Raw genomic sequence first — 12548 nt, 5'->3', positions numbered from 1 at the left:
AGACAGGTGACTGGCGTGAACTCCTTCCTGAATCTAATCGGGGTCGACCTTTCGGCCCTGCAAGGCTATGGCCCTTTGTTGCTGCACGGCACCTGGGTCACCCTCAAACTGTCGGCGCTCGCGCTTTTGGTGAGCATGGCGCTGGGGCTGCTCGGCGCGGCGGCCAAGCTGTCGCCGTTGAAGCTGTTGAATCTCCCGGCGACCTTTTACACGACGCTGATCCGTGGCGTGCCCGACCTGGTGCTGATGCTGCTGATTTTCTACAGCCTGCAAGGCTGGCTCAGCGCCCTGACCGAGGCCATGGGCTGGCCGTACATGGAAATCGACCCGTTCGTGGCCGGCATCATCACCCTGGGTTTTATCTACGGTGCGTATTTCACCGAGACCTTTCGCGGGGCGATTCTGAGTGTGCCGCGCGGGCAACAGGAAGCCGCGGCGTGCTTTGGCCTGAACCGCTGGCAGCGCTTTCGATTCGTGGTGTTCCCGCAAATGATGCGTTTCGCCTTGCCGAGCCTGGGCAACAACTGGCTGGTGCTGCTCAAGGCCACGGCGCTGGTATCGATCATCGGTTTGTCAGACCTGGTCAAAGTCGCGCAGGAGGCCGGCAAAAGCACGTTCAATATGCTTGATTTCCTGCTGCTGGCCGCAGCGCTTTACCTGCTGATCACCAGCGCTTCAAACTACGTTTTGCGTGTGCTGGAACGGCGCTACAACCAGGGTGTACGGGGGATGGCGCGATGATCGAGTTGATTGCCGAATACTGGAAGCCCTTTCTGTTCAGCGATGGCGAGACCCTCACCGGGTTGGCCATGACCCTGTGGTTGCTGGTGGCGAGTATTGCCATGGGCTTTTTCCTGTCGTTGCCCCTGGCGATTTTGCGCGTCTCGCGCTTGGGCGTTTTGCGTTGGCCGGTCCAGTTGTTTACTTACGTCTTTCGCGGCACGCCGTTGTATATCCAGTTGCTGATTTGCTACAGCGGGATCTACGGCATCGCCGTGGTCCGTTCGCAGCCATTGCTCGAAGCGTTTTTCCGCGACGCGATGAATTGCACCCTGCTGGCGTTCACCCTCAACACCTGCGCCTACACCGTGGAGATTTTCGCCGGAGCGATCCGCAGCATTCCCTACGGTGAAATCGAAGCGGCACATGCCTATGGCCTCAGTGGCTGGCGCCTGTACCTGCAACTGATCCTGCCTTCGGCGCTGCGCCGCGCGCTGCCGTACTACAGCAACGAAGTGATCCTGATGTTGCACGCGACTTCGGTGGCATTTACCGCAACGATTCCGGACATCCTGAAAATCGCCCGGGATGCCAACGCCGCGACCTTCATGACCTTTCAGGCCTTCGGCATTGCCGGTCTGCTGTACCTCACGCTCTCGTTCGGGCTGGTCGGTGCGTTCCGCCTGGCGGAAAAACGCTGGCTGAGCTTTCTCGGCCCGGCCCACTGACTTCCACTCTTTATCCAGAGCGGCGCCGATAAGTCTGCCTCTCCAGGAGTATTCGCATGTACAAACTCACCGTTGAAAATCTGTATAAACGTTTTGGTGACAACGAAGTACTCAAGGGCGTCTCGTTAAACGCACGGGCAGGGGACGTGGTGAGCATGATCGGCGCCAGCGGTTCGGGCAAAAGCACCATGCTGCGCTGCATCAATTTTCTGGAGCGGGCCGACGAAGGCGCTATTGCTCTGGATGGCGAGCGAGTCCTCACCCGTCAGGGCGTCGGTGGCATGCGTGTCGCCAACCCGAAGCAGTTGCAGCGCTTGCGCACGCGATTGGCGATGGTGTTCCAGCATTTCAATCTGTGGAGTCACCTGACCGTACTGGAGAACATCGTGCTGGCGCCGTGTCGAGTTCTGGGCATGAGCCGCAAGACCGCTGAAGAAAGCGCGCGGGCGTATCTGGACAAGGTCGGCCTGGCGCAGCGGGTGGCCGATCAGTACCCGGCGTTTCTGTCGGGCGGGCAGCAGCAACGGGTGGCGATTGCCCGTGCTCTGGCGGTGGAACCGGAAATTCTGTTGTTCGACGAGCCGACCTCGGCGCTCGACCCGGAACTGGTGGGTGAAGTGCTGAAGGTGATTCAGGCGCTGGCCGAAGAAGGCCGGACCATGTTGATGGTGACCCACGAAATGGGATTTGCCCGGCAGGTCTCAAGCCAGGTGTTGTTCTTGCATCAGGGGCGGGTCGAGGAGCAGGGCGATGCTACGATACTCGACCGGCCGAACAGTGAACGTTTGCAGCAATTTCTATCGGGTCGTTTGAAGTGAGGCAAGGCGTACATGGCGGATATCCGCGATCTGTCGATCGTGCTTGATCGTATCGATCAGGCGATCATTGAAGTGTTGCGCCACGAAGGGCGCATCACCTATCAAAAGCTGTCCGAGCGCGTGCACCTGACCCCCAGGCCTTGTCTGGAGCGGGTGCGCAAGCTGGAACAGCTTGGGGTCATTCGCGGCTATGGCGCGATTCTCGATGAGAAGAAACTGACGCCGGGCTTGTCGCTGCTTGTGCTGGTGGCGTTGTCGAACCAGAGCGGACGCGCGGCGCAAAAGGCCTTCGAAGCCAAGGTTCGCGCCTGCCCGCAGGTGCTGGAATGTCGCCTGATCAGCGGCGCGTTCGACTACAGCCTGCGCATGCGCTGCCGTGACATGGAGCATTACCGGGTGTTGACCGAGGTCTGGTTCGACGACCCGGATTTGCACATCGACAAACTGGTCAGCCACCCGGAGCTGGCGATGGTCAAGACCACCATGGAGTAAGATCAAAAGATCGCAGCCTGCGGCAGCTCCTACTCGGACCGTGTTCACCGCAAATTTGCAGGTGAATGCCCATCCTGTAGGAGCTGCCGCAGGCTGCGATCTTTTGCTTTCCAGCGCCCGCCGAATCGGCTGGGCAATCGGGAATCTTCAGCCGTTTTCATCAGCGCAAAAGCCGTTATCAACCGGGTTTTTCCCGCTTCGAAACAGACAATGAGCCTCTCCCGACCCTCATTGAGTCTGTGCCCATGCAAACCACCAATACGGTTTTAATGATTCGCCCGACACGTTTCTCCTTCAATCAGGACACGGCGGCGAACAACCGATTCCAGCGTCCGGCAACCGTTGCCGAAGACGTACAACTCAAGGCCCTTGCCGAGTTCGATGGTTATGTTGACGCGTTGCGTCGGCACGGCGTCGAGGTCCTGGTGCATAACGATCGCGAAGCGCCGCATACCCCGGACTCGATCTTCCCCAACAACTGGTGGAGCAGCCACCCGGATGGCACCTTGGTCCTGTATCCGATGCAGGGGCACAACCGGCGTCTGGAGCGGGACAAAGGTGTACTCGACGGGTTGCTGGGTGAATACCGGGTCGAGAAGGTGCTGGACCTGTCCAGCCTCGAAGAGCAGGAGGTTTTCCTCGAGGGCACCGGCAGCATGGTCCTGGATCGGCAACAGCGGATCTGCTACGCCGGGTACTCGACTCGCACCCACGCCCGGGCACTGGATCAGTTGGTCAGTCATCTGGGCTATGAACTGTGCGCATTCAACGCGGTGGACCGCCAGGGCGTGGCGATTTATCACACCAATGTGATGATGAGTGTCGGCACCCGCGTGGCGGTGGTTTGCCTGGCGTCCGTGCCCCAACCGGGCGAACGTGCGGCGCTGCGTAATCGGCTTGAAACCAGCGGCAAACAGCTCATCGACTTGAACTGGGCGCAACTGGAGTCCTTTGCCGGCAACATGCTGCAAGTGCACAACGCAGCGGGCGAGCCGCTGTTGGTGATGTCGCGCACCGCCTGGCAATCCCTGGATGCCGATCAGCGTCGCTTGATCGAAACCCACACCACGCCGTTGCCGGTGAACATCGACACCATCGAGCGCATCGGTGGCGGCAGCGCGCGCTGCATGCTGGCCGAGGTGTTCCTGCCCAGGCATTCGTCCAACAAGGAACAAGTGCGATGATCGTCCGCCCGGCAACGCCTGACGATCTGCCGGCTCTGCTGGCTTTGGCCCATAGTGCCGGCACCGGATTGACCACCTTGCCGGCTGATGCATCGCCGGTGACAAGGTTATTACGGAAATGCGCGGTTATTCGATCGCAAAATTACCTTTGCCTGATCAGAAAATCTCCTGAAATGGATTTGGTCAGCGCTCGTTGACCACAGCTGTGCTGTTGCGCAACGTCAACTCAAACGGCAATACCACATGACGCTGTGCAATCGGTTTCTTCTCAATCAGAGAGATCAGCATATCGACGGCTTTCTGGCCGAAGACTTCGGCGGGTTGCGCGATGGTTGTCAGAGGCGGATCGCAGTACGCCGCGAAGGGGATGTCGTCGAAACCCACCAATGAAATATCCTCCGGTACCCGCAAGCCCTGTTGCTTGATTCGCTTCAACGCACCGATGGCCATTTCATCGTTTTCGCAAAACAGCGCGGTGGGACGATCAGATAGCTCCAGCATCGCTGCTGCTCCGTCATGACCCGCCTTCAAACTGAAATCACCGTGGCAGATCAGAGCGGGATCGGACGCGATGCCGGCTTGGCGCAATGCATCCTGATAGCCGGCCACACGGTCGCGGGTCAGCGGGCTGCTTTTCGGGCCTTTGATCAGACCGATCCGCCGGTGGCCCAGTTCGATCAGATGCTCGGTCATGGCCTTGGCGGCCGCGCGGTTATCGAGGCTGATCGTCGGATGGCGGCCGCCTTGAATCACCTCACAGGCGTTGACGATGGGTGGTAGCTCGGCGCTGGGGAAGGGGGCTTCAAAAGGGTCGTAGGCGCGCAGCTGAATCACGCCGTCGGCCTGATGGGCGTACACCAGCTCGGCGAATTCCCGTTCTACTTCCTCGCGGCCCTGGGTGTCGCACAGCAGAAGTCGGTACCCGGCGGCCTGGGCAGCCTGTTGGGCACCGCTGATCACCCGGGCGAAAAAGGTATTGGCGATGGTCGGCACCAGAATCACCAGGTTGCCGGTTCTGCGCGAGCGAAACTGCACCGCCATCAGGTTCGGTCGATAACCGGCCTTTTCCACGGCAGCGTTGACCTTGTCCCGAGTGTCGGGGAGCACGCGCTCAGGCGACTTCAGTGTTCTGGATACTGTGGCCACCGAGACGCCGGCAAGCCGGGCTACTTCACGGATATTGGACAAGACCACCTCATTATCGAACTGTGCGGTTGGCGAGCTTAGCGCAGGTCGGCCGTGCCCTGAAGTGTTCGTGGATTTTAATCCGGGTATTTGACACCTCGCAAAACTGCGCCTAAATTCTCGCCATGATGTAACCGGTTACATCATGACGAAAGATAAGCCTGACACCGCCTCAAACAGAGAAAAGTCACGATGAATGTTCCAGTGCCAAAAATAAGAATGGGGTTTGTCGGTGGCGGCGAGGGCGCCTTCATTGGCAAAGCCCATCGTCAGGCCGCCGCGCTCGACAATCGTTTTGAACTGGTGTGCGGTGCGTTTAGCCGAGACGCCCGCAACAACCAGGACACAGGCGCGGCGCATGGATTGCCCGCTTCGCGCTGCTACAGCGACTGGCAGCACATGCTCGATGCCGAGCACGCGCTACCCGCCGATCGGCGAATGGAACTGCTCGTCATCGTCACCCCTAATCACCTGCATGCCCCGATTGCCACTCAGGCGCTGAGTGCAGGGTTTCATGTGTTCAGCGAAAAACCCGCGGCGCTGAATCTGTCTGAGCTGTTACCCCTCAAAAAGCTGCTGGAGAGCAGCGACCGCCTCTATGGATTGGCCCACACCTACCTCGGTTATCCGATGGTCTGGCAGGCTCGGGAAATGGTCCGCGACGGTGTGATCGGCACGGTGCGCAAGGTCATCGTCGAGTATCCCCAAGGCTGGTTGAGTCAGGATGTGGCCGGGCAGGGCAACAAGCAGGCGGGCTGGCGCGATCAACCCGAACAGTCGGGGTTGGGAGGCTGCATTGGCGATATCGGTACCCATGCCTTTTCATTGGCCGAATTCGTGGCAGACCAACCCATCAAGCACCTGTGTGCGATGTTGAATACGCACCTTGCAAGCCGGCAACTGGACGACGACGCCGCGATGCTGTTCAAGATGGCCGACGGCGCGAGCGGTGTATTGATCGCCAGCCAGGTCTGCGCTGGCGAAGAGAACCCGTTGAAGATCCGCGTCTACGGTGACAAGGGCGGGCTGGAATGGCGTCAGGAAGAACCGTCGAGCCTGATTCATCGCTCTATTGATCAACCCTTGCGCATCCTGCGTTCCGGTGTCGGTCAACCCTGGTTGTGCGAAGCCGCGACCCGACGCATGCGTCTGCCCGCCGGACATCCCGAAGGCTATCTGGAGGCCATGGCCAACCTCTACGGCGACTTCGCCAGCGCGATCCGCAGCAACGTCGAAGGCAACGATGCCCCCGGCGTACCAGGCATCGAAGTTGGACTGCGCGGCATGGCCTTCATCGAAGCCGTGATCGCCAACCATCGTGGCGACACCAAGTGGACCGAACTGGTCTGCCATCCATGAATCCGGAGAATCCCCCCGTGAACCCTCCCCCCAAACCCCCGACAGGCTTGCGCGGGCCAGGTATTTTCCTGGCGCAGTTCATGTCCGCTGAAGCGCCATTCGATACACTGGCCAATATTGCTCGTTGGGCGGCGTCCCAAGGGTACAAGGCCATTCAGTTACCCACGTTGGGCACGCAATACATCGACCTGGCGCGCGCCGCCGACAGTCAGGATTATTGCGACGAATTGAAAGCCATCTGTGCTCAAGCGGGCGTCGAAATCAGTGAGCTGTCGACGCACTTGCAAGGCCAACTGGTAGCGGTGCATCCGGCGTTCGATGCCTTGTTCGATGACTTTGCGCCGGCGCACTTACGCGGTCAGCCGCAGGCGCGGACCGAATGGGCCATCGACCAACTGAAGCTGGCGGCCCGCGCCAGTCAGCGGTTGGGGTTGAAGGCCCATGCGACCTTTTCCGGCGCGCTGCTCTGGCCGTATCTCTACCCTTGGCCGCAGCGGCCGAGCGGTTTGGTCGAACAGGGTTTTGCAGAATTGGCCAAGCGCTGGTTGCCGATCCTCGAGTGTTTCGAAGAGGCCGGCGTCGACCTGTGCTACGAGATCCACCCCGGCGAAGACCTGCACGACGGCGCCTCGTTCGAGCGTTTTCTAGAGGCTGTCGACCATCATCCACGCGCCGCCATTCTGTATGACCCGAGTCATCTGCTGCTCCAGCAAATGGACTACCTGGGTTTCATCGATCGCTACCACGACCGCATCCGCATGTTCCACGTCAAGGACGCCGAGTTCCGGCCCGATGCCCGTTCGGGTGTCTACGGCGGGTATCAGGCATGGGTCGATCGACCGGGCCGCTTCCGTTCTCTGGGCGATGGCCAGATCGACTTCAAATCGATCTTCAGCAAACTGACCCAATACGACTTTGCCGGTTGGGCCGTGCTGGAGTGGGAGTGTTGTTTGAAGGATTCGGCACAGGGTGCCGCGCAAGGAGCGGCGTTCATTGAGCAGCACATGATCACCAGGACACAAAAGGCGTTCGACGACTTCGCCAGCGTGACGTCCGACGAAGGTTTCAATCGTCGACTGCTGGGTTTACCCGATGCCTGAATAAAACGTTGTTCGTTCCTTTCTCCAAAAAGAAAAACAATAAGACGGTGACTGTTATGACCATGATGACCGCGCGATTAAGCGCCATGATGTTCCTGCAATTCTTTATCTGGGGCGGATGGTTCGTCACCCTCGGTACATTCCTCGCCAGTAATCTGGGCGCCAGCGGCGGGCAGATCGGCATGGCATTCTCGACACAATCCTGGGGCGCGATCATCGCGCCGTTTGTGATCGGGTTGATCGCCGACCGTTTCTTCAATGCCGAGCGCATCCTCGCCGTGCTGCACCTGGTGGGCGCTGTGTTGCTATATCAGCTTTATCGAGCGCCAGATTTCAGCACGTTTTATCCGTTCGTACTGGCCTACATGATGATCTACATGCCGACCCTGGCATTGGTCAATTCGGTCGCGTTCCGGCAGATGAGCGACCCGGCCCTGGAGTTTTCCCGTATTCGCGTGTGGGGCACCCTCGGTTGGATTGTGGCCGGTGTGGTAATCAGCTTTGTGTTTGCATGGGACTCTCAAGTCGCAATTTCATCAGGTGGATTACGCAATACCTTTCTGATGTCGGCGGTTGCTTCTCTGGTTCTGGGCCTCTACAGCTTCACCTTGCCGCGCACCGCACCCCTGAAGCCAGCGTCGGGCAGCGGTGGCTTCAAGCAAATGCTCGGGCTGGACGCCTTGGGCTTGCTCAAAGACCGCAGCTACCTGGTGTTCTTCATCGCCTCCATTTTGATCTGCATTCCGCTGGCGTTTTATTACCAGAATGCCAATCCGTTTCTGGCGGACATCGGCATGACCAACCCCACGGCGAAAATGGCCATCGGTCAGGTCTCGGAAGTGTTGTTCATGCTGCTCCTGCCGCTGTTCATTCAGCGCTTCGGCATCAAAATCGCGCTCTTGGTGGGGATGCTGGCGTGGGCCTTGCGCTACCTGTTGTTCGCCTACGGTAACAATGACGACTTGGCCTTTATGCTGTTCACCGGCATCGCCCTGCACGGCATCTGCTACGACTTCTTCTTCGTCTCGGGCCAGATCTACACCGATGCCAAAGCCTCGGAACACTTCAGAAGCTCCGCCCAAGGCCTGATTACCCTGGCGACCTACGGCCTGGGCATGCTGATCGGCTTCTGGGTCGCCGGGCAGGTGACCGATCACTACGCGTTGGCGGACAGCCATGACTGGAAAAGCATCTGGTTGTTTCCGGCAGGTTTTGCCTTAGCGATTTTTTTCTGTTTTTCGCTGGCGTTCAAGGGACAGATCGTTGAGACGCCAGGTACTTCGCGCGAAGACGGACGAAACAGTAGGGTACCGCTGCACAAACCCTAGCGTCTCGGAATGTTCGTCCTGAGTATAAAAAACTGACTGGTGAGGGCAGGGGAGACAGCATTTAACTTATGGCCGATGACCGATGTTCATAAGCGGCTGTAATCCTGGATTTTGAGACCCGCTAGCCAGAAAGCAGGTTAGAGTGTTCATCAATGTCTATTCATAAGGGCCCTCCACTCGATTCGCGTAGTCGCGCCAAGCGGTTCCACCGAACGAACAGGGCAAAAAAAACCGTATATCAATCGTTGTTTGAAGAATGAATCGTCCGCTGTTTATTTCTCTGGATGGGCCCAAGGGAGCCGGCAAAACCACACTGTTGGAGGCCGTTACGAAAGTACTGAGGGCAGACAACAAAAAAGTGATCCGACTTTGCGAGAAAAAAAGCGATCCCTATAGGGGTGAAACAATGACCCTCGTTAACAAACTCGTCAGAAATCCCTCCCGGGATTTGGAGTTGGAGATTTGTGAGCGCTTTGCTGATAGCCGTACCTGGATTTCCCGGCACGTGCTGGCTAAACAGCCACCGGGTAGCATCATCTTGATCGATCGCTGGTACCCGTCTGATGCCGCGTTTCGCCGGATAGTCCCGTTTGCAGAGATTCTACAGTTGAACATCGATCGAAACGTGCGAGTGCCAGACCTGCATGTCGGGGTTGTCACCGCCCCTGATATTTCATGGGCGAGGGCAGCGGCACGACGGCGTGGGCTGAGCAGTACCGTGATCCATAAGCTGGAAGAACATGTCGCTTGTACCAAGGCGTTCGAGCGAGCGATTGCAGATCACGGCTGGGTTTTATGCCGTAATGAAGGAACGATCGAAGACGCGACGATGCAGGTTATTTCTGAGATCTATAGAGTCCTTCGATGCTAGCGAAGGCGCCAACAAACGCCCCGACATGTTCGGGGCGTTTGTTTTTGTGCTGGAAAAAAGCCTTTCAGCCAATTAATACCATCAATAGGTGAACATCAGCTGTAATGACTTGCCGAGCCAGCAGCGGGTTTGAGTTTCCTGGTATGGGTCAGCTGATAGGCAATCGCCAGCCATATGAACCACCCTGGCATGACAATCAAGGCAATACGGGTGTCAGGTCTCAATGCCAGCAGACAGAGAACGAAACCCAGAAACCCCAAGGAAAACCAGGCCATCGGCACGCCGCCCGGCATCTTGTAGGCCGATATCGCATGCAAATCGGGTCGCTTTTTGCGATAGGCAATGTACGACGCGAGGATGGTCGACCAGGTGAAAATCACCAGGATTGCCGACACGGTAGAGACGATGGTGAACGCGGTCATGACTTCTGGAACGATGAACAGCAACAACACGCCCACCAGCATCAACAGTGTGGTGAACGCCAGGCTCAGCAGAGGCACGCTATCGCTCGACAGACGTCGGAAAATCCCCGGAGCGTTGTCCTGATTAGCCAATCCAAACAGCATGCGGCTAGACGAAAATACACCACTGTTGGCCGATGAGGCGGCGGATGTCAGTACCACGAAGTTGACGATGCCGGCTGCTGCGGGAAACCCTGCAACCAGAAACAGTTCGACGAAGGGGCTCTTGTTGGGCGAAACCTGTTGCCAGGAAGTCACTGCAATAATGCAGGCCAGTGCCAGCACATAAAACAGGATGATTCTCAGTGGAATCGAGTTGATGGCTTTAGGCAGGGTCTTTTCGGGCGAGCGCGTTTCGGCGGCTGCGGTGCCGATCAGCTCGGTGCCCGCAAATGAGAAAATCGCCATCTGGAACCCGGCAAAGAAACCGAACAAGCCGTTGGGGAAGGCGGCCTGTTTATCCAGCAAGTGGTTCAGGGATGCGGTGACGCCACTGGGTGAGACAAAGGAGCTGGCAATCATCACCATGCTGACGCCAATCAGGGTGACGACGGCAATGATCTTGATGATCGCGAACCAGAACTCCACCTCACCGAAAAGCCTGACAGTCAGCACATTCAAGGCGAACAGTGTCATCAGCATGCCGATCGCGGGTATCCAGGCGGGTACATCGGGGAACCAATACTGAAAAAATCCACCCACCACGACTGCATCACCTATCACTGCAACGCTCCAGCTTAGCCAGTATGACCAGCCGAGAAAGAATGCTGCGCGTGGGCCAAGGTAGGCACCGGCAAAATCCGCGAAGGTTTTGAAGTTCAAGTTGGAAAGTAACAGTTCGCCCATGGCGCGCATGACGAAGTAGACGAACAGACCGATGATCATATAGATGAGGATGATCGACGTGCCGGAGAGGGCGATGATCTTCCCGGAACCCATAAACAGACCGGTACCGATGGCGCCTCCCATGGCCATTAACTGAATGTGACGATTGCTGAGTGTGCGCTGCAGCGCGGGCTGTTCAACCCGCTCGGACGGAGTCGATTTCATTACAAAACCTCTTGATTTTATGTTTTTGAGTTTTGGCAGAAAAGTGGGTGTTTAGCGTTCTTGTTGGAGATGTAACGGCTACTGACGGTGGTGATTTGCTGGCGGCAGGGTTGGTTGTCCACTCACACAGTGATTAGCCCCTTGGCACTTTGCTCAGGGGCATCACCAATGGCTATCAACTCACTGTGCGCAGGCGTGAGGGGACGATCGCTGGCGGTTGATCAAGCAGCTGGTAGAGGTTTTTTATATTGGCAGGCGTCGGCACCAGATGGATGCACTCACCGATTGCATGCTCCCGCGCCAGGTCATGCACGTAGCGCAGTGACGAAAAGTCTTCGAGGGCAAAACCCACCGAATCGAACACGGTGACCTGTGCGTCGTTCTCGCGGCCTGGGACTTCGCCCTGAACAATCCGGAAGAATTCGACGACGGGAGAGTCGGCATCCAGTTGTTGAATATCGCCTTCAATCCGGGTTTGCGGTTCGAATTCAACGATGACCCGGGCGTTTCGCAGGATGTCGGCGTGCAGTTCGGTTTTGCCTGGGCAGTCACCGCCTACGGCGTTGATGTGCATGCCGGGCTCAATCATCTCGGGCGTCAGAATCGTTGCATAGGCTTTGTCTGCGGTGACCGTGGTGACGATGTGCGCGCCCTTGACCGCTTCCTGTATCGAGTTGGCCAGAATCACTTCAATCCCAGGGAAAGCGGCAAGGTTCTGCTTCAACTTAAGTGAAGCGTCACGATCGATATCGAAAATGCGGATTTCCTTGATGGACAGCATTTCGTGGAAGGCGAGGGCCTGAAATTCGCTCTGGGCACCGTTGCCGATGATTGCCATGGAGCTTGCACCTGGGCGCGCCAAGGACTGCGCGACCAGGGCGGAGGTCGCTGCCGTGCGCACGGCTGTGGTCAGCGTCAGTTCACTGAGCAAGGTGGGATAGCCACTGTGGACATCGGCCAGGACACCGAAGGCCATGACCGTCAGCAATTTGCTTTGACCGTTGTCCGGGTGACCGTTCACGTATTTGAACGAGTACTGTTGGCCATCGTCGGTCGGCATCAACTCGATCACACCACTGTCCGAATGATTGGCGGTACGGGGCGACTTATCAAACTGCGCCCAGCGTGAGTAGTCAGCTTCGATGTAAGCCGCCATTTCGCGGATTGCCCGGCGGATTCCCACCGTGGCGAACAGGCGTGCAGCATGATCGACGTCTATAAAAAGAGTCATGTTTTTATTCTCCGATTCAAT

At 57.8% G+C, this 12548-nt stretch carries 12 protein-coding genes and 1 pseudogene; 10 read left to right on the top strand and 3 right to left on the bottom strand.

All coding sequences use genetic code 11. The features are described 5' to 3' along the window. The first annotated feature begins 15 nt into the window (after positions 1–15). The 6 genes and pseudogenes from KW849_RS05015 to KW849_RS04990 form a co-directional block, all read left to right on the top strand. The gene (locus KW849_RS05015; protein ID WP_108215659.1) at positions 16–741 is read left to right on the top strand and encodes an ABC transporter permease; all 726 of its coding nucleotides are present in this window, start codon (positions 16–18) and stop codon (positions 739–741) included. Next, the gene (locus tag KW849_RS05010; RefSeq protein WP_218428243.1) at positions 738–1448 is read left to right on the top strand and encodes an ABC transporter permease; all 711 of its coding nucleotides are present in this window, start codon (positions 738–740) and stop codon (positions 1446–1448) included. The genes KW849_RS05015 and KW849_RS05010 overlap by 4 nt, the downstream gene beginning before the upstream one ends. Positions 1449–1504: 56 nt before the next feature. Then, on the top strand, positions 1505–2266 hold the full coding sequence (locus tag KW849_RS05005; RefSeq protein WP_218428241.1) for an ABC transporter ATP-binding protein: 762 nt from the start codon (positions 1505–1507) through the stop codon (positions 2264–2266). 12 nt (positions 2267–2278) lie between these two features. Continuing rightward, a complete protein-coding gene (locus tag KW849_RS05000; RefSeq protein ID WP_007974731.1) occupies positions 2279–2758 on the top strand; it encodes an Lrp/AsnC family transcriptional regulator in 480 nt (159 codons plus the stop codon). 245 nt (positions 2759–3003) lie between these two features. Beyond that, the gene (gene ctlX, locus KW849_RS04995) at positions 3004–3942 is read left to right on the top strand and encodes a citrulline utilization hydrolase CtlX (RefSeq protein WP_218428238.1); all 939 of its coding nucleotides are present in this window, start codon (positions 3004–3006) and stop codon (positions 3940–3942) included. Next, positions 3939–4031 (top strand): annotated as a pseudogene (locus KW849_RS04990) (arginine N-succinyltransferase); the annotation flags it as partial. The gene ctlX and the pseudogene KW849_RS04990, both read left to right, overlap by 4 nt. 94 nt (positions 4032–4125) lie before the next feature. On the opposite strand, the gene KW849_RS04985 reads toward KW849_RS04990, so the two are convergent. Continuing rightward, positions 4126–5130, bottom strand: a complete 1005-nt coding sequence (locus KW849_RS04985; protein WP_095942139.1) for a LacI family DNA-binding transcriptional regulator — start codon at positions 5128–5130, stop codon at positions 4126–4128. A gap of 189 nt (positions 5131–5319) precedes the next feature. Here KW849_RS04985 and KW849_RS04980 point away from each other — a divergent pair, with 189 nt between their 5' ends. The 4 genes from KW849_RS04980 to KW849_RS04965 all read left to right on the top strand — a co-directional run bounded on the left by KW849_RS04980 (position 5320) and on the right by KW849_RS04965 (position 9785). Then, on the top strand, positions 5320–6486 hold the full coding sequence (locus KW849_RS04980; protein WP_218428236.1) for a Gfo/Idh/MocA family protein: 1167 nt from the start codon (positions 5320–5322) through the stop codon (positions 6484–6486). Then, positions 6483–7586: a sugar phosphate isomerase/epimerase gene (locus tag KW849_RS04975; RefSeq protein ID WP_218428234.1), complete on the top strand. Its 1104-nt coding sequence runs from the start codon at positions 6483–6485 to the stop codon at positions 7584–7586. The genes KW849_RS04980 and KW849_RS04975 overlap by 4 nt, the downstream gene beginning before the upstream one ends. 56 nt (positions 7587–7642) lie before the next feature. Continuing rightward, the gene (locus KW849_RS04970; RefSeq protein ID WP_218428231.1) at positions 7643–8914 is read left to right on the top strand and encodes a nucleoside permease; all 1272 of its coding nucleotides are present in this window, start codon (positions 7643–7645) and stop codon (positions 8912–8914) included. 256 nt (positions 8915–9170) lie between these two features. Continuing rightward, the gene (locus tag KW849_RS04965) at positions 9171–9785 is read left to right on the top strand and encodes a dTMP kinase (protein ID WP_218428229.1); all 615 of its coding nucleotides are present in this window, start codon (positions 9171–9173) and stop codon (positions 9783–9785) included. A 95-nt stretch (positions 9786–9880) separates the two neighbouring features. Here KW849_RS04965 and KW849_RS04960 read toward each other — a convergent pair whose 3' ends face one another. Together KW849_RS04960 and KW849_RS04955 are read right to left on the bottom strand one after the other, a co-directional pair. After that, positions 9881–11296: an amino acid permease gene (locus tag KW849_RS04960; protein WP_218428227.1), complete on the bottom strand. Its 1416-nt coding sequence runs from the start codon at positions 11294–11296 to the stop codon at positions 9881–9883. A gap of 175 nt (positions 11297–11471) precedes the next feature. Next, the gene (locus KW849_RS04955; protein ID WP_218428225.1) at positions 11472–12527 is read right to left on the bottom strand and encodes an ornithine cyclodeaminase; all 1056 of its coding nucleotides are present in this window, start codon (positions 12525–12527) and stop codon (positions 11472–11474) included. Positions 12528–12548: the final 21 nt, after the last annotated feature.

It is taken from the genome of Pseudomonas sp. PDM26 (genome assembly GCF_019219185.1).
GTDB lineage: Bacteria > Pseudomonadota > Gammaproteobacteria > Pseudomonadales > Pseudomonadaceae > Aquipseudomonas.
This window is presented reverse-complemented; position numbering and strand designations above follow the sequence as displayed.

What these genes read in the sequence shown, in the direction of transcription:
- KW849_RS05010 (WP_218428243.1), top strand. Translation starts at nt 738, where the DNA reads ATGATCGAGTTGATTGCCGAATACTGGAAGCCCTTTCTGTTCAGCGAT.
- KW849_RS05005 (WP_218428241.1), top strand. Translation starts at nt 1,505, where the DNA reads ATGTACAAACTCACCGTTGAAAATCTGTATAAACGTTTTGGTGACAAC.
- KW849_RS05000 (WP_007974731.1), top strand. Translation starts at nt 2,279, where the DNA reads ATGGCGGATATCCGCGATCTGTCGATCGTGCTTGATCGTATCGATCAG.
- ctlX (WP_218428238.1), top strand. Translation starts at nt 3,004, where the DNA reads ATGCAAACCACCAATACGGTTTTAATGATTCGCCCGACACGTTTCTCC.
- KW849_RS04980 (WP_218428236.1), top strand. Translation starts at nt 5,320, where the DNA reads ATGAATGTTCCAGTGCCAAAAATAAGAATGGGGTTTGTCGGTGGCGGC.
- KW849_RS04975 (WP_218428234.1), top strand. Translation starts at nt 6,483, where the DNA reads ATGAATCCGGAGAATCCCCCCGTGAACCCTCCCCCCAAACCCCCGACA.
- KW849_RS04970 (WP_218428231.1), top strand. Translation starts at nt 7,643, where the DNA reads ATGACCATGATGACCGCGCGATTAAGCGCCATGATGTTCCTGCAATTC.
- KW849_RS04965 (WP_218428229.1), top strand. Translation starts at nt 9,171, where the DNA reads ATGAATCGTCCGCTGTTTATTTCTCTGGATGGGCCCAAGGGAGCCGGC.
- KW849_RS04960 (WP_218428227.1), bottom strand. Translation starts at nt 11,296, where the DNA reads ATGAAATCGACTCCGTCCGAGCGGGTTGAACAGCCCGCGCTGCAGCGC.
- KW849_RS04955 (WP_218428225.1), bottom strand. Translation starts at nt 12,527, where the DNA reads ATGACTCTTTTTATAGACGTCGATCATGCTGCACGCCTGTTCGCCACG.